Origin of the sequence: Pseudomonas sp. PDM26 (genome assembly GCF_019219185.1) — a bacterium.
Taxonomy (GTDB): domain Bacteria; phylum Pseudomonadota; class Gammaproteobacteria; order Pseudomonadales; family Pseudomonadaceae; genus Aquipseudomonas.
On sequence record NZ_JAHUWC010000001.1, the window covers coordinates 84,910 to 106,346 of the forward strand.

General features: G+C 59.4%; 18 protein-coding genes. 12 read left to right on the top strand and 6 right to left on the bottom strand.

What is annotated here, in order from left to right; all coding sequences use genetic code 11:
- The first annotated feature begins 220 nt into the window (after nucleotides 1-220).
- The 8 genes from KW849_RS00440 to KW849_RS00475 all read left to right on the top strand — a co-directional run bounded on the left by KW849_RS00440 (nucleotide 221) and on the right by KW849_RS00475 (nucleotide 9,604).
- The gene (locus KW849_RS00440; protein ID WP_218427848.1) at nucleotides 221-1,615 is read left to right on the top strand and encodes a PLP-dependent aminotransferase family protein; all 1,395 of its coding nucleotides are present in this window, start codon (nucleotides 221-223) and stop codon (nucleotides 1,613-1,615) included.
- A gap of 106 nt (nucleotides 1,616-1,721) precedes the next feature.
- Nucleotides 1,722-2,693, top strand: a complete 972-nt coding sequence (gene eutB / locus KW849_RS00445; protein ID WP_218426717.1) for a hydroxyectoine utilization dehydratase EutB — start codon at nucleotides 1,722-1,724, stop codon at nucleotides 2,691-2,693.
- Between the two features lie 34 nt (nucleotides 2,694-2,727).
- On the top strand, nucleotides 2,728-3,720 hold the full coding sequence (gene eutC, locus KW849_RS00450) for an ectoine utilization protein EutC (protein ID WP_218426719.1): 993 nt from the start codon (nucleotides 2,728-2,730) through the stop codon (nucleotides 3,718-3,720).
- 42 nt (nucleotides 3,721-3,762) lie between these two features.
- Complete coding sequence (gene doeA / locus KW849_RS00455; RefSeq protein ID WP_218426721.1) at nucleotides 3,763-4,953, top strand: ectoine hydrolase DoeA; 1,191 nt, start codon at nucleotides 3,763-3,765, stop codon at nucleotides 4,951-4,953.
- Nucleotides 4,954-4,956: 3 nt separating this feature from the next.
- A complete protein-coding gene (gene doeB, locus KW849_RS00460) occupies nucleotides 4,957-5,958 on the top strand; it encodes a N(2)-acetyl-L-2,4-diaminobutanoate deacetylase DoeB (protein ID WP_218426723.1) in 1,002 nt (333 codons plus the stop codon).
- Nucleotides 5,959-6,003: 45 nt separating this feature from the next.
- Nucleotides 6,004-6,483 (top strand): Lrp/AsnC family transcriptional regulator, encoded by a 480-nt coding sequence (locus KW849_RS00465; protein WP_218426724.1) that lies wholly within the window; start codon nucleotides 6,004-6,006, stop codon nucleotides 6,481-6,483.
- A 251-nt stretch (nucleotides 6,484-6,734) separates the two neighbouring features.
- Nucleotides 6,735-8,207 (top strand): NAD-dependent succinate-semialdehyde dehydrogenase, encoded by a 1,473-nt coding sequence (locus KW849_RS00470; protein ID WP_218426727.1) that lies wholly within the window; start codon nucleotides 6,735-6,737, stop codon nucleotides 8,205-8,207.
- A gap of 11 nt (nucleotides 8,208-8,218) precedes the next feature.
- A complete protein-coding gene (locus tag KW849_RS00475; RefSeq protein ID WP_218426729.1) occupies nucleotides 8,219-9,604 on the top strand; it encodes an aspartate aminotransferase family protein in 1,386 nt (461 codons plus the stop codon).
- A gap of 179 nt (nucleotides 9,605-9,783) precedes the next feature.
- On the opposite strand, the gene KW849_RS00480 is transcribed toward KW849_RS00475, so the two are convergent.
- Entirely contained in the window at nucleotides 9,784-10,218 is a 435-nt protein-coding gene (locus KW849_RS00480) for a ZapG family protein (RefSeq protein WP_218426731.1), read from the bottom strand.
- Between the two features lie 144 nt (nucleotides 10,219-10,362).
- On the opposite strand from KW849_RS00480, the gene KW849_RS00485 reads away from it, so the two are divergent.
- The 3 genes from KW849_RS00485 to zapE all read left to right on the top strand — a co-directional run bounded on the left by KW849_RS00485 (nucleotide 10,363) and on the right by zapE (nucleotide 13,557).
- Entirely contained in the window at nucleotides 10,363-10,992 is a 630-nt protein-coding gene (locus KW849_RS00485) for an alpha/beta hydrolase (protein ID WP_218427850.1), read from the top strand.
- Between the two features lie 24 nt (nucleotides 10,993-11,016).
- The gene (locus KW849_RS00490) at nucleotides 11,017-12,372 is read left to right on the top strand and encodes a tryptophan--tRNA ligase (protein WP_218426733.1); all 1,356 of its coding nucleotides are present in this window, start codon (nucleotides 11,017-11,019) and stop codon (nucleotides 12,370-12,372) included.
- 90 nt (nucleotides 12,373-12,462) lie between these two features.
- Nucleotides 12,463-13,557, top strand: a complete 1,095-nt coding sequence (gene zapE / locus KW849_RS00495; RefSeq protein WP_218426735.1) for a cell division protein ZapE — start codon at nucleotides 12,463-12,465, stop codon at nucleotides 13,555-13,557.
- A gap of 90 nt (nucleotides 13,558-13,647) precedes the next feature.
- On the opposite strand, the gene KW849_RS00500 is transcribed toward zapE, so the two are convergent.
- The 5 genes from KW849_RS00500 to KW849_RS00520 form a co-directional block, all read right to left on the bottom strand.
- Complete coding sequence (locus KW849_RS00500; protein WP_218427853.1) at nucleotides 13,648-14,631, bottom strand: asparaginase; 984 nt, start codon at nucleotides 14,629-14,631, stop codon at nucleotides 13,648-13,650.
- A 77-nt stretch (nucleotides 14,632-14,708) separates the two neighbouring features.
- A complete protein-coding gene (locus KW849_RS00505) occupies nucleotides 14,709-15,902 on the bottom strand; it encodes a hypothetical protein (RefSeq protein WP_218426736.1) in 1,194 nt (397 codons plus the stop codon).
- Between the two features lie 16 nt (nucleotides 15,903-15,918).
- Nucleotides 15,919-16,806: a nitrilase family protein gene (locus tag KW849_RS00510; RefSeq protein ID WP_218426738.1), complete on the bottom strand. Its 888-nt coding sequence runs from the start codon at nucleotides 16,804-16,806 to the stop codon at nucleotides 15,919-15,921.
- A 207-nt stretch (nucleotides 16,807-17,013) separates the two neighbouring features.
- Nucleotides 17,014-18,960: an FAD-dependent oxidoreductase gene (locus KW849_RS00515; RefSeq protein WP_218426740.1), complete on the bottom strand. Its 1,947-nt coding sequence runs from the start codon at nucleotides 18,958-18,960 to the stop codon at nucleotides 17,014-17,016.
- 198 nt (nucleotides 18,961-19,158) lie between these two features.
- Nucleotides 19,159-20,079: a GlxA family transcriptional regulator gene (locus KW849_RS00520; protein ID WP_177413320.1), complete on the bottom strand. Its 921-nt coding sequence runs from the start codon at nucleotides 20,077-20,079 to the stop codon at nucleotides 19,159-19,161.
- Nucleotides 20,080-20,300: 221 nt separating this feature from the next.
- Here KW849_RS00520 and KW849_RS00525 point away from each other — a divergent pair, with 221 nt between their 5' ends.
- A complete protein-coding gene (locus KW849_RS00525) occupies nucleotides 20,301-21,437 on the top strand; it encodes an acyl-CoA dehydrogenase family protein (protein ID WP_218426742.1) in 1,137 nt (378 codons plus the stop codon).

Sequence of the window (21,437 nt, forward strand, 5' to 3'; positions counted from 1 at the left end):
AGCGTACGAGGGCTGGCCCACCTGTTGAGCGCAAGCGTGGGGAGACAGTTCCGGTACAGATCGATTGATTGTTGTTTGCGGCTGGTTCAGCAGCCTGTGCATCGACCTTGGACCGAGCATACAAAAGCCCTGCGCCACATTGCATTGCACTAGGACAATTGCTTTGCATGGTTTCCCGCGGGATGCTGTCGGCACTGGCAAACACGTGGGTTCGGCGCCGATGGACAAGTGGAAAGCAGCACTGCAAATCGCCCGCAGCGGCGAGTCGAAATACAAGATCCTGGTCCAGGCGATTGCCGACGATATCGAGCAGGGTGTGCTGGCCAATGATCAGCGGCTGCCACCGCAACGTAATGTCGCCGATGCCATGGGCATCAGTGTGCAAACCGTCACCAATGCCTACAAGGAGCTCGAGCGCCAGGGCCTGGTGAGGTGCGAGGTCGGGCGCGGCAGTTTTGTTTCGCGGCGAATGAGCGACCGGGTTGCCACTTATATTCTCGACAGTCCTGAACGGGCGCTGGTGGATTTTTCCATCGCGCGGATCATGCACACCCGTGAGCATGACCAGTTCTGGCGCGAAACCTGCCGCGAACTCAGCACCGAAGAGGATCAGCCCTGGATTCACGCGTTTCGCCCGATTGCCGGTTTCGAGTCGCACCGTGAGGCGGCGATGCACTGGATCGCCCGGCAAGGCCTGCGGGTCGAGCGCGACGACATCCTGATCACCAACGGCGCTGCCCACGGGATTTTTCTGGCGTTGGCATCCCTTGCCGGCCCGGATGATGTGGTGCTTTGCGAAGGGTTGACCGACCACGGTGTGATCGGCAATTCCCAGGTGCTCGGGTTTACCCTCAAGGGTCTGGAGATGGACCGGCATGGCATCGACCCCGAGCATTTCGAGGACATGTGCAGCAACGAACGCATCACCGCGCTGGTCTGTACGCCAAACCTGAACAACCCGACCACCAGCCTGATGCCGGACAGCCGTCGACGGGAAATTGCCGAGATCGCCCGGCGGTTTGGCGTGCACATTATCGAAGACGATGTTTACGGCCCTCTGCTGGACGAGCGCCGGGCGCCGCCGATCAGCCATTATTTGCCGGAACTGTCGTTCTATTGCACCAGCATGACCAAATCGGTGCTCACCGGTTTGCGCGTCGGTTATCTGGTGATGCCAAAGCGGCTGGCGTTGCGCACCGAAAGTATTTTGCGGGTCAACAGCTGGATGGCAACGCCCATGGTCGCGGAGATTGCCACGCGCTGGATTCGCGACGGGCGCGCCGACACCCTGGTGGACCTGCAACGCCAACTCTTGTCCGGACGGCAAGCGATGGTCAGCGAGTACCTGGGCGAGTACTTGCTCGGCCAGCATCCCTATGCGTTGAGTGCCTGGATCGGCATTCCCCCTCATTGGGAAGTCGACAGCCTGGTGCGGGCGCTGCGGCACAAGCACATTGCTGTCACTTCGCCGGATCCGTTTACGGTGCGTGGCACGCCCAGGCCCCGGGCAGTTCGGGTGTGTGTCGGTGCCGAATGCAGCGACGACGAAATGCGCGACGCGCTGATGGGCATGCGTGAAATCTTCGGTCAGTACCCGCAGATCCATGATTTTTGAGCGGGCAATCGGGGCAAAAAAGTTTGTCGACTAAATTGCCCTAGTACATTCATCGCGACAATCCAGCCCTCTTAGACTGCGCCCAATACCTCATCGGGATGCGGTCATGTCAGCGCTACAGCTCAACGATATTTACCTCGCCCGCCAGCGCATCGCAGCACTGGTCCGGTGCACGCCCATGGAACATTCGCCCAGCCTGTCCCGGCGGTTGGGCGTGCCGGTGTATCTCAAGCTCGAATCCCAGCAAATCACCGGCAGCTTCAAGTTGCGCGGCGCGAGCAATGCCGTGGCACAGCTCAGTGCCGAGCAAAGGGCGCGTGGGGTCGTTGCCGCATCGACGGGCAATCATGGGCGGGCGCTGGCCTATGCCGCGTCGCAGCAAAGCGTGAAGGCGACGATTTGTCTATCGCATCTGGTGCCGGGAAATAAAGTTCAGGCCATTCGCGATCTCGGTGCGCAAGTGCGCATCGTCGGCCAGTCCCAGGACGACGCCCAGTGCGAAGCCGAGCGTATTGCCCGCGAGCAGGGCGCCACGCTGCTGCCGCCATTCGATCACCCGGCCATCATCGCCGGGCAGGGCACGCTGGGGCTGGAGATCCTCGAACAACTGCCGGATGTCGCCCAAGTGCTGGTGCCGTTGTCCGGTGGCGGTCTGTTTGCCGGCGTGGCGCTGGCACTCAAAAGCGCCAACCCGCAGATCGTCACTCATGGCGTCAGCATGCAGCGCGGTGCGGCCATGTACGCCAGCCTGGCCGCCGGACATCCTGTGGAAGTCGAAGAACTGCCGACCCTCGCCGACTCCCTCGGCGGCGGTATCGGCCTGGACAACCGTTACACCTTCAACATGACCCGCGACACCTGTGACCACCTGCATTTGCTCAGCGAAACCTCCATCGCCCATGCCTTGCGCCATGCCTATCGCGAGGAGCGCCTGGTGCTCGAAGGCGCGGCGGCGGTGGGGATTGGCGCTTTGCTTGATGGCTTGATCGAACCGCACGGACCGATCGTGGTGGTGGTCAGCGGTCGCAATGTCGAAGTCGATCAGCATCTGCGTGTGCTGGCCGGCGCGGATGCGTGAACTCAAACAGAAATCAGACTGGAGCGCCGCGTTGATGAGTGAAATCACCCTGTTGAGCGAAGCGGATCTGCGAGCCTGCGTGGCCCTTGATCTGCCGAGTATCGAAGCCATCGAGCAAGCCTTCGTGCTGCTGGCCACCGCCGCCGTGGCCATGCCGCCGATCCTGCGTCTGGACATCCCCGAGCATAACGGCGAAGTGGACGTGAAGACGGCGTATCTGCCCGGATTGGAGCGCTTCGCGATCAAGGTCAGCCCGGGATTTTTCGATAACCCGAAACTGGGCCTGCCGAGCCTCAATGGCATGATGATGCTGTTGTCGGCACGCACCGGTCTGCTCGATGCCTTGTTGCTGGATAACGGCTACCTGACGGCCGTGCGCACGGCGGCAGCCGGAGCGGTGGCGGCGCGGGCATTGTCGCGGGCCGACAGTCGCAGCGTGGCGCTGATCGGAGCCGGCGAGCAGGCGGCGTTGCAGCTTCAGGCCTTGCGACTGGTGCGGCCGATCGACAGCGTGCGGGTCTGGGCCCGGGACTACGCCAAGGCCGAAACCTTCAGTGTCGAACTGGCGCGTGACAGCGGTCTGGCGGTCAGGCCGTGCGCGAGCATCGACGAGGCCATGGCTGACGTGGACATCGCCATCACCTGCACGCCGAGCCGCGAGCCGTTGATTGAAGTGCGGCATTTGCAACCGGGCCTGCACATCACGGCCATGGGTTCGGATGCCGAACACAAAAACGAAATTGCCCCCAAGGCGCTGGCACAGGTCGATTGCTACGTGGCGGATCGCTTGAGCCAGACCCGCATCCTCGGCGAATTGCATCACGCCCTTGCAGCCGGTGTCATCCGCGACAAGTCCGACTTCGCAGAGTTGGGGCAGGTGCTGGCCGGGCAGCGCCCCGGTCGCACAAACGAAATGCAAATCACCTTGTGCGACCTCACCGGCACCGGTGCCCAGGACACGGCCATGGCCAACCTGGCATTCGAGCGCGCGCGTTCGGCTGGCAAGGGTTTTCAGTTCGGCAGTTAACCGGTTTTTTCATCCGCGTGTCATTTATCAGAGGGCAGGAGCATGTCTCAGATAGTCGTCAATCTCCCGTTCGAACGGGGGGAATATGCCCAGCGTCTGGCCAAGGTTCGAGCGGCCATGCAAACGCAGGGTATCGAGCTATTACTGGTCACCGATCCGTCGAACATGGCCTGGCTGACCGGCTACGACGGTTGGTCGTTTTATGTCCATCAGTGCGTGCTGCTGGCGCTCGACGGCGAGCCCGTGTGGTTCGGTCGCGGGCAGGATGCCAACGGCGCCAAGCGCACGGTGTTCATGCAGCAGGAAAATATCGTCGGTTATCCGGACATCTACGTGCAGTCCCGGGAACGTCACCCGATGGATTACCTGTCGCGGGAAGTCATCAGCGCCCGCGGTTGGGACGCGCTGACCATCGGCGTGGAAATGGACAACTATTACTTCAGCGCCGCCGCTTACCTGTCGCTGAAAAACAACCTGCCGAATGCCACTTTGGTGGACGCGGTCGGTTTGGTGAACTGGCAACGGGCGATCAAGTCGCCGCAGGAAATCGCCTACATGCGCATCGCCGCGCGCATCGTTGAAAAAATGCACGGGCGGATCCTCGAGCGGATCGAGCCAGGCATGCGCAAGAATGAATTGGTGGCCGAGATCTACAGCAGCGGCATCCTCGGCGCCGACGGGCATGGCGGTGATTATCCGGCCATCGTGCCTCTGCTGCCCACCGGTGCCGATGCCAGCGCGCCGCACCTGACCTGGGATGATACGCCGTTCGAAAAGGGCGCCGGCACCTTCTTTGAAATCGCCGGTTGCTACAAGCGTTACCACTGCCCGTTGTCGCGCACCATTTACCTGGGCAAACCGCCGCAGCATTTTCTCGACGGTGAAAATGCCGTGGTCGAAGGCATCGCCGCCGGGCTTGAGGCGGCCAAACCGGGCAACACCACCGGCGACATCGCAGTGGCATTCTTCAAGGTGCTGGAGAAATTCGGCATCCACAAGGACAGCCGTTGCGGCTACCCGATCGGCATCAGTTATCCACCGGATTGGGGCGAGCGCACCATGAGCCTGCGTCCCGGCGACACCAGCGTGTTGCAACCGGGCATGACCTTCCACTTCATGCCGGGCCTGTGGATGGACGACTGGGGGCTGGAGATCACCGAGAGCATTCTGATCACCGAAACCGGCGTCGAAACCCTGTGCAACGTGCCACGCCAACTGTTCGTGAAGGATTGAACCATGAGCGAATTGCCTGACAACCCGATCAGCGCCACGGTGGATTTCACCCGTGAAGGCGTGCAGCACGGCTTTCTCAAACTGCCGTATTCCCGGGACGACTCGGCCTGGGGGGCGGTGATGATTCCGCTTACGGTGATTCAACGCGGCAAAGGGCCGACCGCGCTGCTCACCGGTGGCAACCATGGCGACGAATACGAAGGGCCGGTGGCGCTGAGCAAGCTGGCCCAGGGGCTGAGCGCCGCCGAGGTCAGTGGGCGGGTGATAATCGTGCCGTTCATGAACACCCCGGCGTTCCATGCCGGGCGGCGCACGTCACCGATCGACAAAGGTAATCTCAACCGCAGTTTTCCCGGCAAGCCGGACGGCACGGTGACCGAGAAAATCGCCGATTACTTCACGCGTACCTTGCTGCCATTGGCCGACATCGTGCTGGACATTCACTCCGGCGGTCGCACCCTGGATTTTCTGCCATTCGCCGCTTGTCATGTGCTGCCGGATAAACGGCAGCAGGCGCAATGCGAGGCCGGGATGCGTGCCTTCAATGCGCCGTACAGCATGCGCATGCTGGAGCTCGACGCCGGGGCGATGTATGACACCGCCGCCGAACGCCAGGGCAAAGTCTTCGTTACCACCGAACTGGGCGGCGGCGGCTCTTCCAACGCACGCAGCGTGGCGATTGCCGAACGCGGCGTGCGAAATCTGCTGGTGCATGCCGGGATCCTTGAAGGCGAGGTACAACTCGCACCGTCGATCATGCTCGACATGCCCGACGGCGATTGCTTCATCGCCAGCGAGCACGACGGCCTGCTGGAAATGTGCCGTGATCTGGGGGACAACGTGAAGCAAGGTGAAGTGATTGCCCGTGTCTACGATGCCACCCGCAGCGGTGTGGCGCCGATGGAATACCGTGCAGCGCGCAGCGGTCTGCTGGCGGCGCGGCATTTTCCGGGACTGGTGCGGTGTGGCGATACCATTGCGGTAATCGCCGACGTGTTGACCTGACATCAATCCCACAGGGTCTCCTAAATATTCACGAGATCGTCACCCATGCACAAACTCGATCGCTATGACCTGAAAATCCTGCGAATCCTCGCTGAAGACGGGCGTATCACCAAATCGAGCCTGGCCGAGGCGATCAACCTGTCGGTAACGCCTGCGTGGGAGCGGGTGCGCAAACTCGAAAGCCAGGGCTTGATCAAGGGCTACCGCGCGCAGATCGACTGGAATGCGGTGTTCAAAAGCCAGCAGGTGCTGGTGGAAATCACCTTGGCCCGACACACCGCACAGGATATGCGGCGTTTCGAACAGCGCATGAACGAGGCTGCCGAAGTGGCGTTCTGTTACGCCACCGGTGGCGGTGTCGATTACATGGCAATGATCCAGGCACCGGACATTGACCATTACCAGCGCTTCATCGACCAGTTGTTGCTCGACGATCTGGGTATCGAACGCTACTTCACCTACATCGTCACCAAGACAATCAAGACCGGCGGCGCCTTGCCCGCTGAGCTATCTCAAGATTCCTGAACGCACCGCAAATCCAAATGTGGGAGCGAGCCTGCTCGCGAAAGCGGTGTAACAGTCAGCTTGGATGTTGAATGTTGTGGCCTCTTCGCGAGCAGGCTCGCTCCCACAGTGTTTTTGCTTCAACCGCAAAAATCCGCTGTTCACCCCCGCTCAATCAGAAAAAACCACCTGTCGCACCCCGTTCAAACGCCAAATCCTCAACGCCCGGCTGCCCTAGCATGGTTCCACGCACACGGATTGGAGTGAACGCCATGACCTACAAACATCCACTGCTGTTCAAAGCACTTTGCTACGTTGATGGCCATTGGGTCCACAGCGACAGCGGTCACAGTATCGCCGTGCATAACCCAGCCGATCAAAAACTGATCGGCCATGTGCCGATGCTCGATCAGCCGCAAATTGTCGCGGCCGTCGACGCCGCGCACCGCGCGTTTACCGGCTGGCGCGAACAAAGCCTGGAGGCGCGCGGGGTAATTTTGCGGCGCTGGGCGGCATTGATTCTTGAGCATCAGGAAGACCTGGCGCGGATTCTCAGCCTGGAGCAGGGCAAGTCCCTGGCCGAGTCCCGCGGTGAAATCGCCTACGCGGCCAGCTTCATTCCCTGGTTCGCCGAGGAGGCGCGGCGCCTTTATGGGCAGAACATTCCCAGCCACATACCCGGCGCGCACCTGGGCACAGTCAAGGAGCCGGTCGGCGTCTGTGCGCTGCTGACCCCGTGGAATTTTCCCAGCGCCATGATCACCCGCAAAGCGGCCGCCGCCTTGGCAGCCGGTTGTACCGTGGTGATCAAGCCCGCGCATGAAACGCCGTACTCGGCGTTTGCCCTGGCGCAACTGGCGGAGGAGGCGGGTTTCCCGGCCGGCGTGTTCAACGTGGTGCTGGGCGAGCCGCAAATGACCATGCAAACCCTGGTGCAGGACAGTCGCGTGCGCTCGGTGAGTTTCACCGGCTCGACCCGCGTGGGTAAGTTGGTGCTGCAAGCGGCAGCGGCGGACGTGAAGAAGGTTTCGCTGGAACTGGGCGGCAACGCACCCTTCATTGTCTGCGCCGATGCCGATCTTGAGCTGGCGGTAAAAGTCGCGGTCGCCGCCAAGTTCCAGACCTCCGGCCAGGATTGCTGCGCGGCCAACCGCATCATGGTCGATCGCACGATCTATCCGGAGTTTCTCAAGCGCTTTGCCGCCGCCGTGCGTGAGTTAAAGGTCGGTCCGGCCATGGTCGGCGACCGCGAACAACAGGTCGATATCGGCCCGTTGATGCATCAGGCCGCCTTCGATGTCACCGCCGAGCGCGTGGCTGATGCCTTGCAACTAGGGGCGCAACGGCTGGTGGGAGGCGAAGCCCATGCGCTCGGCGGCCTGTTCTATCAGCCGACGGTGCTGGCCGACGTCACGCCGCAAATGCGCATCTACCGTGAAGAAAACTTCGCACCGATTGCCGGGGTGATGCCGTTCGACACCCTCGAGCAGGCCGTCGAGATGGCCAACGACACCGAATACGGTCTGGCCGCCTACATTTGTTCCAATCGCCTGGACCTGATCTACCCGCTGATTCGCCGTCTCGACCACTCGATGGTTGCGGTCAACGGCGTCAAGTTCACCGGCCATCCGATTCCGTTCGGTGGCATGAAAGCCTCGGGGCTGGGCCGTGAAGGCGGCACCGAGGGCTTCGAAGCCTTTGTCGAAACCAAATACTTCTGCCTGCACCATCAAGGCCAGTTCTGAGGAGATCTACCATGAGCCAAGAATTCGACACCCTGTTCGAGCAAGACCGTGCGCATTTCATGCACCCATCGACCCACGCCCATGACCACGCCAGCGGAGCACTCAAGGGGCGCATCATCAAGGGCGCATCGGGCATCCGCATTCGCGACCACGAAGGCCGCGAATTCATCGACGCCTTCGCTGGCCTGTACTGCGTGAACATCGGCTATGGTCGCACCGAAGTCGCTGATGCGATCTACAAGCAAGCCAAGGAACTGGCCTATTACCATACCTACATGGGGCATTCGACTGAAGCGATCATCGAACTGTCGAGTCGCATTATCGACTGGGCACCGCAAGGCATGAAGAAGGTCTACTACGGCCTCTCCGGTTCTGACGCCAACGAAACCCAGATCAAGCTGGTGCGCTACTACAACAACGTACTGGGTCGTCCACAGAAAAAGAAAATCATCTCCCGGGACCGCGGTTATCACGGCTCAGGCATCATGACCGGCAGCCTGACCGGCCTGCCAAGTTTCCATCAACATTTCGACCTGCCGGCCGAAGGCATCAAGCACACCGTGTGCCCCCACTGGTATCGCAAGGCGCCGACCGGCATGGACGAGGCCGAGTTCGTGCGTTACTGCGCCGACGAACTGGAGAAAATGATCCTCGCCGAAGGCCCTGACACCGTAGCGGCGTTTATCGGCGAGCCGTTGATGGGGACGGGCGGCATCATCGTGCCGCCAGCGGGTTACTGGGCTGCCATTCAAGCCGTGCTGAATAAATACGATGTGTTGCTGATCGCCGACGAAGTGGTCTGCGCTTTTGGTCGCCTCGGCTCGAAGATGGGCAGTCAACGATACGGCATGCGCCCGGACTTGATTACCACCGCCAAAGGCCTGACCAGTGCCTATGCACCATTGTCGGCAGTGATCGTCGGCGAAAAAGTCTGGGATGTCATCGAAAAGGCGTCCGAATCCCAAGGTGCCATGGGCCATGGCTGGACTTATTCCGGACACCCGATCTGTGCCGCGGCGGCGCTGGCCAACCTCGATATTCTGGAACGGGAAAACCTCACGGCCAATGCCGAGAAGGTCGGCGGCTATCTCAACCGTCGGTTGCGCGAAACCCTGGAAGGGCATCCGCTGGTAGGCGAAGTGCGCGGCGACGGCATGCTCGCGGCGGTTGAGTTCATGGCCGATCGTGAACAACGCACGCCGTTCGATGCGGCACTGAAGGTGGGCCCGAAAGTTTCGGCGGCTTGCCTTGAGCGCGGCATGATCGCCCGGGCGATGCCCCATGGCGACATTCTTGGCTTCGCGCCGCCGCTGGTTCTCACCGAGGCAGAGGCGGAGCTGATTGTTGGCATCACCAAAGGTGCGATTGATCAGGTGGCCAGTGAGGTGCTTGGCTAACCCCCGCCACAACGGCCACCTGTAGGAGCTGCCGCAGGCTGCGATCCCTTGATCTTGCTTCTGAAAATCAAAGATCGCAGCCTCGTTGCACTCGACAGCGCCTACAATGAGTCGTCAGAAATAAAAAAGCCCCCGGACAACCGCTTGTCCGGGGGCTTTTTGCTATGCGCGAAAGCTGCTTACTTCTTCAGGCCGTAATGCTCATCGAGCATGCCCGGCGAGTTCGGGGTTTTCGGTGCGTAGTCGCGTGGCGGCTCCTGATTGCGTGGCGGCGTCAGGCGTTCCCGTGGAGCCTGCGCTGCGTCGGCATGCAGGGAGGCCAGCAGGCGTTGGCGAGTCTGTTCGTCCAGGGCCAGGCGGTTGGCACCCTCGGCGAGATGGTCCTGCACTTCCTGATAGCTCTGAGTCAGCTTCTTGACCAGTGTCGCTGTGCTGTTGAAGTGGGTCACCACCTCGTTCTGATAACTGTCGAAACGTTCCTGAATATCGTCCAGCTGACGCTGCGTGCGGTTAGGCGCGGCATTCGGCGCAAGGCGAGCGATCAGAAACCCAATGGCGACACCCACAACCAGGGCAAGAGTCGGTAACAACCAAACTAAGAGCGAGTGTTCCACGAGTCCTTCCTCTATAAACGGCTTTGCTTTACGTTAACGGCTCGAACCTGCGCTGTATACCGCGATTCACTCGCGATAGACAGCCACAGACAATTTGCTAGACGAGTCGACCTTATTCGAGGTCACGGAGTTCCTTCCTTGCTTATGCGTGAAACCCCTGTAGTGATTGACGGCCCGGTCGGTCAACTGGAAGCACTGTACCTGGACAACGAGCAGCCGCGTGGCCTGGCGCTGATCTGCCATCCAAACCCGGTGCAGGGCGGCACCATGCTCAACAAAGTGGTCTCGACCCTGCAGCGCACCGCGCGTGATGCCGGTCTGATCACCTTGCGCTTCAACTACCGTGGTGTCGGTGCCAGCGAAGGCACCCACGACATGGGCACTGGTGAAGTCGATGATGCCCAGGCTGTCGCCGAATGGTTTCGCGCCAGACACCCGGAATTGCCGCTGACCCTGTTCGGTTTCTCCTTCGGTGGATTTGTTGCAGCAAGTCTCGGCGGGCGCCTTGAGGCCAGGGGCGAGCAGCTCAAGCACCTGTTCATGGTCGCGCCAGCGGTCATGCGCCTCGGCGACCAGGATCAACTGCCGCAGCACGGCGAACTGACCCTGATTCAGCCGGAAACCGACGAAGTGATCGATCCGCAAGTCGTTTACCAATGGTCCGACAAGCTCGAACGTCCCCATGAGCTGCTGAAAGTGGCAGAATGCGGACACTTTTTTCATGGCAAGCTGACCGATCTCAAGGATCTGATCCTGCCGCGTCTCTCGAATTGATTGCAGTCTGACAAGCGATTACCCATGACGACTCGTACCCGTATCCTCACCGGCATCACCACCACCGGCACGCCGCATCTGGGCAACTATGCTGGCGCCATCCGGCCGGCGATCGTCGCCAGCCGTGACAGCAATGCCGATTCGTTCTACTTCCTGGCCGACTATCACGCCCTGATCAAGTGCGATGACCCGCTGCGCATCCAGCGCTCGCGTCTGGAAATCGCCGCGACCTGGCTGGCCGGTGGCCTGGATGTCGACCGCGTGACCTTCTACCGCCAGTCCGACATCCCGGAAATCCCCGAACTGACCTGGCTGCTGACTTGCGTTGCGGCCAAGGGCTTGCTCAATCGCGCTCACGCCTACAAGGCTTCGGTGGACAAGAACGTCGAGACCGGCGAAGACCCGGATGCCGGTATCACCATGGGCCTGTACAGCTACCCGGTGCTGATGGCCGCGGACATCCTGATGTTCAACGCGCACAAGGTGCCGGTCGGTCGTGACCAGATCCAGCACGTGGAAATGGCGCGGGACATCGGTCAGCGCTTCAACCACCTGTTTGGCCAGGGCAAAGAGTTCTTCACCATGCCCGAGGCGTTGATCGAAGAGAGCGTCGCCACGTTGCCGGGCCTGGATGGTCGCAAGATGTCGAAGAGCTACGACAACACCATCCCGCTGTTCAGCAGCGCCAAAGAGATGAAGGACGCGATTTCGCGGATCGTCACCGACTCCCGCGCGCCGGGCGAAGCCAAGGATCCGGACAATTCGCACCTGTTCACCTTGTTCAAGGCGTTCGCCACCCCGGCGCAGTCCGACGAGTTCCGCAGCGAACTGTTGCAGGGTCTGGGTTGGGGCGAGGCGAAGAATCGTCTGTTCCAGCTACTGGACAACGAATTGGGCGAGTCCCGCGAGCGTTATAACCTGTTGATCGAGCGCCCGGCGGATCTGGAAGACATCCTGCAACACGGCGCGAAAAAGGCCCGAGCGGTAGCGACACCTTTCCTCAACGAACTGCGTGAAGCGGTGGGCCTGCGCTCATTCGTTGCCCAGACGCAAGTGGCGGCGACCACCAGGAAGAAAGCTGCAAAAGCTGCACGTTTTGTCAGCTTCCGCGAAGACGACGGCAGTTTCCGCTTCCGTCTGCTGGCCGCCGATGGTGAGCAATTGCTGCTGTCGCGCAACTTCGCCGACGGCAAGACCGCAGGTCAAGTGACCAAGCAGTTGCAATCAGGACAGGCATTGGACGTGCGCAGTGAAGCACAGTGCTTCAACGTCTGGCTCGAAGGTCAGTGCGTTGCCGACAGCCCGACCTTCGCCGACAGCGCCGCACGCGACGCGGCCATCGAGGCCTTGCGCATTGCCCTGACACCGATTCAGGAATAATCAACGGCTCGGCCCGACCAAGGGCCGATTGCCATTCCTCCGGGCCGTCGCTACAGTGTCGGCCCGTTTTTGTTGCCTTGCTAACGAATTATGACGCCCCTAGAACGATATCAAGCTGATCTGAAACGCCCGGAATTCTTCCATGATGCCGCACAGGAAACCGCCGTGCGTCATTTGCAGCGCCTGTACGACGACCTGGTCGCGGCCGAGCAAAACAAGCCGAGCCTGCTGGGCAAGTTGTTTGGCAAGAAGGATCAGACCCCGGTCAAGGGCCTGTATTTCTGGGGCGGCGTAGGTCGCGGCAAGACTTACCTGGTGGACACCTTCTTCGAAGCGCTGCCCTTCAAGGAAAAGACCCGTACGCACTTCCACCGCTTCATGAAGCGCGTGCACGAAGAGATGAAAACCCTGGGCGGCGAGAAAAACCCGCTGACCATCATTGCCAAGCGCTTCGCCACTGAAGCCCGGGTCATCTGCTTCGATGAATTCTTCGTTTCCGACATCACCGACGCCATGATCCTCGGCACCCTGATGGAAGAACTGTTCAAGAACGGCGTGACCCTGGTCGCCACCTCGAACATCGTGCCGGACGGCCTGTACAAGGACGGCCTGCAGCGCGCGCGCTTCCTGCCGGCCATTGCGCTGATCAAGCAGCATACCGAGATCGTCAACGTCGACAGCGGCGTCGACTATCGACTGCGTCACCTGGAACAAGCCGAGCTGTTCCACTATCCGCTCGACGAAGCCGCCAACGAAAGCCTGCGCAAGAGCTTCCGTGCGCTGACGCCGGAATGCACGGCAGCGGTCGAAGATGACGTGCTGATGATCGAAAATCGTGAAATTCGCGCCCTGCGCACCTGCGATGACGTGGCCTGGTTCAACTTCCGCGAACTGTGCGACGGCCCGCGCAGCCAGAACGACTACATCGAGCTGGGCAAGATCTTCCACGCTGTGTTGCTCAGCGATGTCGAGCAGATGAGCGTCACCACCGACGACATCGCCCGACGCTTCATCAACATGGTCGATGAGTTCTACGACCGCAACGTGAAGCTGATCATTTCTGCCGAAGTCGAGCTCAAGGATCTGTACACCGGCGGTCGCCTGAATTTCGAATTCCAGCGTACCCTGAGTCGTCTGTTGGAAATGCAATCCCACGAATTCCTGGCCCGGGCGCACAAGCCGTAGGACGATTCGGAAAATAAAAAAGGCCTGCAAATGCAGGCCTTTTTTGTCAGCGCAATTCCTCCGCCCACAGGTTTGTACATTGTTTTGAAGTCAAATGTCTTCGTTGAGATACTGCGCAAGCTCGTGTTGCCGTTGGCAACCAAGCAGCAGCCAAAGCAGAATCCTGGCTTTTCGCGGACATAGAAAACCCGCCATTGATGCCCCCTTGCGGATCAAGTCCATTTCACCACCGCCAAAACCGTAAGAGGCACGTGCGGTGGAGCCGGAGCCGGTTCGGGTCGCAATGATCACGGGGATTCGTTCGGCAATATGCTCAATCATTGTCGCCCAGCGCTGCGAGATGTGGCCGGCGCCGAAACCGCCGATCACCAGCCCGTCGTAATCGAGTGCGAGAATGTTTTCCAGTAGCAGGGTGTCGGCCGAAAGTGAGGCCTCAAGCAGCGCAACCTTCTGTGTGGTCTGTTGCGGCAGCGGTAACAACGTGCGTGGCCCTGGCGGGCGCAGGTAGCGAACACGGTCTTCCAACAGTAGGCCTGCGGGCCCCACGACCGGAGAGGAAAACGCCTGCAATGCCAGCGAATCGGTTTTGCGTACGCTGCACGCTTGATGAATCTGTCCGTTCATCACGACCTGGACACCGCGCTGCCGGCTGTTCTGCGCCAAGGCAACGCGACATGCATCCAGCATATTGGCCGGTCCATCGGCACCTGGTTGCGCTGCTGAACGCATTGCACCGGTCAGCACCAAGGGGGTGTCGTAGGGCCACAGGTAATCCAAAAACACCGCGGCCTCTTCGAGGGTGTCGGTGCCCTGGGTTATCACGACCCCAACGGCGCCCTGTTTGACCTGAAACTCAGCCCAGGACAATACGTTCAGCAAAAACTCGAAATCCAGGGAGGCACTGGGCAGCAGGCCGAGGGTCTCGACGGTGACTCCGGCCAGTGTCGTCAGTTCCGGTATGGAAGTCAGCAGGGCTTCGCCGCTGACGGTCGGGATGACGCCTTCACCGGCATTGCTCGCTTGCATGCTTACCGTGCCGCCAAGTGCCGCGATGGACAGTTTGGGCAGGTCCATGGGATACCTCGCTTGATTGTAATGAAAAGTGGCTGTATCCGCTTTTGAGGCCGCGATACAGCCGAATGGCTGGGGCATTAATCAGCGATCAGAAAACCGATCAGCGGCACGATCAGCAGTGTACTGATGGCCATCGACAGTACATTGGCGATGTAGGCGTGCATGTCGGCCGGTAATTTCCTGGCAATCACGCAGGCTAGCGGTGGTGCGAGCAAAGCCCCCAGCAGTGCACTCGAGACGATAATCTGCCAGCTGCCGCCATAGGCCAGGATCGCCGCGGGCACCACTGAAACCAGCGGGATGTAAGTGGGATACCAGCCGCGCAGCATCCATTGTTTACGCCAGATCAGCACGCCGATGGCCGAGGCCAATGCCTGCGCGCCAATGATGTGCAGCAACAGGCCCGATCCGTACGCGGGGCTTGAAGGGTTCAAGCTGTACGCCAGCAATGCACCCAGTATCAGGCCAAGGCTGGCCAGCTCATTGCCGAAGAACGGTGCTTCGGAAAAGTCCGCCAGAATCCGACGCAGGCTCCAGATGACGCCATAATCGGGAGCCTTGGCGGGGGCGATCGAGGCGGGTGGCGTTTGCGACGACCTGGATTTCACCAGGTTCGGCCAATAGCGGCAAAACAGAAACGCCAGGACACTGGCAACCGCCATGCCCAGCACATTGCCAATCACTGCAGGCAAGGCCAACGGTTGGCACACGTAGTTGACGATCAGCAGGCACATTGGTGTGACGAGTACGGCGCCCATGAGTGCGCCGTTGATCGTGACCCTCCAGCCTCCGCCAAACATCAGCACCATCGCCGCTGGCAGCGAGACGAATGCAACGAATGTGGGTTGCCAGGTTGTGGCTGTCACCGTCCAGCCCCACAGCAGATTGCTCAGCAGCAGCCCGAGCAACGAACTGGTGACCAGCCAGGGCCAAAGTCCCGTTCCATAGGAGATGGCAAACCCTTGCCAGGATTTCCCCGTTCGATTCGCCCAGTAAGCCAGATAAGCGCCCGCCAGCAGGCCGATCGAGGCGAACTCGTGCTTGTAGAAAGCCACCTCGCTGATGTCGCCTAACACCCAGCGCAACCAGGCACTCGGTTCGGGTAGCAGCGATACCATGTCGCCGTACCCGGGCCAATGCGCTCCCCAGAAAGTCCGGTTGCTGAAAGAAAGCCAGACGATCAGCAGTGTCGCGCCGATCATTAGCAGGACGACGGCTGTATCAATCGGTGATTTGCGCGATTGTTGGTTTTTGTCGGTTGTAACTTCCATGGGATAGGCCTCCTGATCAACGTGGGAGGCAAGGGTGTTGGGTGTAGCCGAGCATCTGATCGTAAAGATCGGCTCGGCGATCGCGATGCAGATCGTTCAGGTTGTTCCAGATGGGCGCACTGCGGGAGCTGGTCAGGTCAACATCGGCAAACAGGATTTCCTGCCTGTCTGCCGAAGCCACGGCGCCAATCGGCCAGCCGTTGGTTCCGGCAATCAACGAGCAACCCAGGTAGCGCGCGCCGCGCTCCTCGCCAATCCGGCTGGCGGCAGCGATAAACACGTTGTTGACGTGAGCGGCGGTCATCGTCAGATACGACGCCATGCACTTACCGGCATCGTCGAACAGCGGCGGCGGTGTCCAGACCCAGTTGTTCAGGCTGCAAATGATGTCTGCGCCTTGCTGGGCGAGGATCCGTGGCACCTCCGGAAACCAGATGTCCCAGCAGATCAATAGCCCGATGCGGCCGATCGGTGTGTCGAAAACCGGGAAACCCAGGTCGCCGGGGGTGAACCAGAGCTTCTCCAGATTCCACAAATGGGCTTTGCGGTACTTGCCGATAAATCCGTCTGGTCCCACCAGAACGCCGGTGTTGAAGAGTCGCATGCCGTCGCGTTCGGCCAGACCGGCCACGAGGTAAACGTTGTGTTCGCGGGCGAAGTCGATCCAGCACTGCACGCTTGGCCCGTCGGGAACCGCTTCGGCATGGGCGAAGGCATCCTGTCGATTGCTGAAGAAATAGCCGGTATTGGAAAGCTCGGGCAGAACGATGAGATTCGCACCGCCGTTTACCGCTTCAAGCGCCAACTCCAGGCTGCGACGCAGATTACCTACACATTTCTCGATTCCGACTTGTGGATCAAATTGCACGACTGCTACACGAACAGGGCTTGTTGGCTCAGTCATTCCGTCGTTCCTCTTTTTATTGTTTTTCAAACTGTTAAATGGCGTGTGTATAAGAGGGGAATCAGGAATGGGGTGTAAGTCAGCTATTTCCGTTTAGGTCGTAGTCCTTGTCCGAAAATGGATCAGAGTGATGTTTGATGGCAGTGGGTAGCCGGCGCGAGAGGTAGAGCCATGTATTGCGTGCATGGCTCTGGAACGGGGATGTGATCAGATTTTGACTTGGTAGTGCGGGTAGTCGCTCAAGGAAAATCCGCCATTGAAGGTCGCGGCAGTTTTGTTGCAGATATGAATCACTGCATCGACAGCACCGCGAAAACATGGCTCCGTCCAACCTGCATCGACGGAAAATGACTCGCCGGACAAATACAAGCCTGATATATGAGCAAGGTCCCGGTTGTACTTCATCAGGCCGACGGCATCGTAGTAGGTACCCGGTCGGTAAAGCTTGGCACAGCCCAGAGCATTTTTATCAGTGATCCAACGCTGAACCACAGCTTGATCGATGCTGATGTAGGGAGAGATCTTTTCCTGGACGTTGGCAGAGTTCATGAGTATGCGATCCAGCTCTTCGGCGCATTTTGATACCAACTCTTTATCGCTGAGTGAGGCGAGCTTGGTTGCGTCATCTTCCCAGGTATAACTCAGCAGGATGCAGTCATAGCTGTAATTGTCGTTGTATCGGTAGGTATAGACATCGTGGATAAAACTGTCGGTTACGATGGCTTGCGGGATGTTTTTGCTTTTCGAGAGAAATGATTTTTTCAGCGGTGCAAACACTTTGCAGCTGGTTTCCCAGTGTGCGGTTTTGTAGGCGTTAATCGTCTCGAAAGGCAGCATCTCCCGGGTGAAATTTTCGAGCTTGATTCGAGTTTCAATCAGCCAGGAGGGTAGTGTCATGATGACCGAGTCAAAGTCATCAAATTGCTCCTGGATTTGCTCGGGTTGACTGTGTTTCCAGTTGTAATGGACACGTATTTTTTGATTGGTCAGCTTTTCCAGTTTTGTGACGGATGAGTCGGTGAGAAGCCCATTGCTTCTTTCGAGGCAATGTTCGTAGAAGGACTTTCCGGTTTCGTCGGTTTTCACAAACAGCAGGCATTCGTCCAGCGCGGCGAGGCCGATGTAGCGGGGCCTGTCGAAACTCTGCCCCATTGAGTCAAAAACGGCTTCGCTATTCAGGTAGGGCGAATCCAGTGGATCGCCGTTTGAGTCCACTCGACCATGGATCAGTTGCAATTGGCTGCTGAAACCGAAAATCGCGGTACGCAGAGGGTAGAGGCAGCAGACGTCGTAAAAAGCTCCCCAGCTACCGTCGCCTATACCTATCGCGTAAAAAATTGCGGACTCTTGCGCAGACATTCCCATTCCGCCGAAATCCCCGGTTGAGTGGCCATCCCAAGCTTCCAGTGCTGGCATGCTGACCAGGTCGCGGAACGAGACGCTCTCGTATTTTTCAACGATTGAAGCCCAAATGGCTTCCCATCCCTGGCTCGCATAGAGCTCAGCAACGTGGCGGGTCATGCGATCGGCAAAGGCCTTCCACTTGGAATAAACCTTTTGCAATTCATCACCGGGAGGCGGTGTGACGCCGTCTTTGTTTTTCCATATCAACATTTGCGGCGCCGATCCGCCGCCCATGCTGCCCTCCCGGAGATAGATGCCTGTCGAGTTAACCCATTGGCTACCGGGGTTGGCGAAGTCTGAAAACGCCAATTCAAATTGATTGGCGTAGTAAGCCATCAGCGACCGACCCTCTGTCGGTGGCTCATCCGCCCGGTTGAAAAAGGGCATGCGCATGGCGCCCATTTCAAATGGTGTATGGCTTGCTGCCGAGTTTCGGCTACCGGGAACGGTCAGATGCCTGCCGCCGATGCGTCTGGATTGTTCAATGAGGGTGATATGGGTAAAGCCGCAGCGATAGAGTTCTCTGGCGGCGGTCAGGCCTGTGACACCGGCGCCGATGATGCAGATTTTATGTTGCGGGTCAGTTGCCCTGGCGATGCCGTTTTCCTGTTCTACCAGGGCACGATAGTCAAAGCACAAATCCGGCGGATTGGGAAATCGAGCCGCCCATTTGTTTTTAGCCGAACGCTTTGTTCGGGTGGCCTCCTTGGCGATGTATGAAGGGTAGTTGTAGCTTGATCCGATAGTCATGGGTGATCTTCCCTGATGGTGTTTGCAGGGAAGATGTTGAAGTTTTCAAGGGGCTGCGTCTGTGGGCAGGGTTGGGTTCTCCGGCACTCTGTATTCCGCTTTTTCCGTAGGAAAATGCACAGCGAAAGAACTGCGTGGCCGGCGCAAGATTCAATGTGGGAGCGAGCAGGCTCGCTCCCACATTCGGTTGGTGTTCGGCTACGCAGCCTGCTGAAACTGCTGCCGATACTGATTCGGCGACAACTCCGTGTGCTGTCGGAACAGTCGCGCAAAGAAGCTCGCATCGTCGTAGCCGACTTCGTAACTGATGGTCTTGATGCTCTTGCGGCTGGCGGACAGCAAGCCCTTGGCGGTTTCGATGCGCAGGCGCTGCAGATAATGCAGTGGCTTGTCGCCGGTGGCGGTCTGGAAGCGGCGCATGAAGTTGCGGATGCTCATGCCGTGTTCGCGGGCGACGTCTTCGAAGCGGAACTTGTCGGCGAAGTGTTCTTCGAGCCAGTGCTGGATCTGCAGGATGATCACGTCCTGGTGCAGCTTCTGGCCACCAAACCCGATGCGTCCAGGCGCGTAGCTGCGTTGCACCTCATACAGAATGTCCCGCGCAACGGCCTGGGACACATTGGCACCGCAGAAGCGCTCGATCAGGTAAATGTACAGATCGCATGCCGAGGTGGTACCGCCAGCACAGTACAGGTTGTCGGCGTCGGTCAGGTGCTTGTCCTGATTGAGTTGAACCTGGGGGAAGCGTTCGGCGAAGGCATTGAAGAAGCGCCAGTAGGTTGTCGCTTCCTTGCCGTTGAGCAGCCCGGCTTCAGCGAGCCAGAAAACACCGGTGGCCTCGCCGCACAGTACGGCACCGCGCGCATGTTGCTGGCGCAACCAGGGCAAGACTTGCGGGTAACGTTTGCAAAGGCTCTCGAAATCGTCCCAGAACGCGGGAAGAACGATGATGTCGGCGTTTTCCAGTCCGCCATCCACCGGAATCAGCACATCGCTGAAGGTGTTGACCGGTTTGCCGTCGGGGCTGACCAGGCGCGTTTCGAACGCCGGTGTCAGGCCCTGGCCCAGCTGTTTGCCGTAGCGCAGGCTGGCGAGGTGGAAGAAATCCTTGGCTTGCATGAGGGTGGAAGCGAAAACCCGATCAATGGCCAGGATGCTGACGCGCCGCAATGGCGTGGAGGCTTGGTTAGACATAATTCAACTTTATTTTTATAGGGGGAAGTGGTCACCAGACGGCTGGATCGTCTTATTTTTTGTCGGATGTGTCCAGTGTCCAGTATCGGAAGCGAGGCTTAGGCTCTGAAGATCAATTCCCTCTAATTACAAAGAAAAGGTGTCGCATGATCCCCAGAACCCTGTTCAGTTCCGAGCACGAGCTTTTCCGCGACAGCGTGCGAACGTTCCTCGAAAAAGAGGCGGTGCCGTTCCATGGGCAATGGGAAAAACAAGGCTATATCGACCGCAAACTGTGGAACAAGGCGGGGGAGGCGGGGATGCTTTGTTCGCACTTGCCGGAAGAGTACGGTGGCCTGGGGGCGGACTTTCTCTACAGCTCGGTGGTGATCGAAGAGGTGGGGCGTCTGGGTCTGACCGGCATCGGCTTTTCCCTGCACTCGGACATCGTGGCGCCGTACATCCTGCATTACGGCAGTGAGGCTCTGAAGCATAAATACCTGCCGAAACTGGTGTCCGGCGAGATGGTTACCGCGATCGCCATGACCGAGCCGGGCGCCGGTTCCGATCTGCAAGGGGTGAAAACCACGGCCGTGCTCGATGGCGATGAGTACGTGATCAACGGTTCCAAGACATTTATCACCAACGGCTACCTGGCCGATCTGGTGATCGTCGTGGCCAAGACCGATCCGAAGGCCGGTGCGAAGGGCACCAGTCTGTTTCTGGTGGAGGCTAATACGCCGGGCTTTGACAAGGGCAAGCGCCTGGAGAAGGTCGGGATGAAAGCCCAGGACACCTCGGAGCTGTTCTTCCAGGACGTGCGTGTGCCCAAGGAAAACCTGCTGGGCCAGGCCGGGATGGGCTTTGCCTATTTGATGCAGGAGTTGCCCCAGGAGCGCCTGACGGTGGCCATAGGCGGGCTGGCTTCAGCTGAAGCGGCGCTGCAATGGACGCTGGACTACACCCGCGAGCGCAAGGCGTTCGGCAAGTCGATCGCGGACTTCCAGAATACCCGGTTCAAGCTGGCGGAGATGGCCACGGAAATCCAGATCGGCCGGGTCTTCGTCGACCGTTGCCTGGAACTGCACCTGCAAGGCAAGCTCGACGTTCCAACGGCGGCGATGGCCAAGTACTGGGGCACCGATCTGCAATGCAAGGTACTCGACGAGTGTGTGCAGTTGCACGGCGGTTACGGGTTCATGTGGGAGTACCCGATCGCGCGGGCATGGGCGGATGCGCGGGTGCAGCGGATTTATGCCGGGACCAATGAAATCATGAAGGAGATTATTGCGCGGTCGCTTTGA

Coding starts and splice junctions, on each gene's coding strand:
- eutB (WP_218426717.1), top strand. CDS start 1,722: ATGTCAGCGCTACAGCTCAACGATATTTACCTCGCCCGCCAGCGCATC.
- KW849_RS00515 (WP_218426740.1), bottom strand. CDS start 18,960: ATGACTATCGGATCAAGCTACAACTACCCTTCATACATCGCCAAGGAG.
- KW849_RS00465 (WP_218426724.1), top strand. CDS start 6,004: ATGCACAAACTCGATCGCTATGACCTGAAAATCCTGCGAATCCTCGCT.
- eutC (WP_218426719.1), top strand. CDS start 2,728: ATGAGTGAAATCACCCTGTTGAGCGAAGCGGATCTGCGAGCCTGCGTG.
- zapE (WP_218426735.1), top strand. CDS start 12,463: ATGACGCCCCTAGAACGATATCAAGCTGATCTGAAACGCCCGGAATTC.
- KW849_RS00475 (WP_218426729.1), top strand. CDS start 8,219: ATGAGCCAAGAATTCGACACCCTGTTCGAGCAAGACCGTGCGCATTTC.
- KW849_RS00520 (WP_177413320.1), bottom strand. CDS start 20,079: ATGCAAGCCAAGGATTTCTTCCACCTCGCCAGCCTGCGCTACGGCAAA.
- KW849_RS00470 (WP_218426727.1), top strand. CDS start 6,735: ATGACCTACAAACATCCACTGCTGTTCAAAGCACTTTGCTACGTTGAT.
- KW849_RS00490 (WP_218426733.1), top strand. CDS start 11,017: ATGACGACTCGTACCCGTATCCTCACCGGCATCACCACCACCGGCACG.
- KW849_RS00505 (WP_218426736.1), bottom strand. CDS start 15,902: ATGGAAGTTACAACCGACAAAAACCAACAATCGCGCAAATCACCGATT.
- KW849_RS00525 (WP_218426742.1), top strand. CDS start 20,301: ATGATCCCCAGAACCCTGTTCAGTTCCGAGCACGAGCTTTTCCGCGAC.
- KW849_RS00510 (WP_218426738.1), bottom strand. CDS start 16,806: ATGACTGAGCCAACAAGCCCTGTTCGTGTAGCAGTCGTGCAATTTGAT.
- KW849_RS00485 (WP_218427850.1), top strand. CDS start 10,363: ATGCGTGAAACCCCTGTAGTGATTGACGGCCCGGTCGGTCAACTGGAA.
- doeB (WP_218426723.1), top strand. CDS start 4,957: ATGAGCGAATTGCCTGACAACCCGATCAGCGCCACGGTGGATTTCACC.
- KW849_RS00440 (WP_218427848.1), top strand. CDS start 221: ATGGACAAGTGGAAAGCAGCACTGCAAATCGCCCGCAGCGGCGAGTCG.
- doeA (WP_218426721.1), top strand. CDS start 3,763: ATGTCTCAGATAGTCGTCAATCTCCCGTTCGAACGGGGGGAATATGCC.
- KW849_RS00500 (WP_218427853.1), bottom strand. CDS start 14,631: ATGGACCTGCCCAAACTGTCCATCGCGGCACTTGGCGGCACGGTAAGC.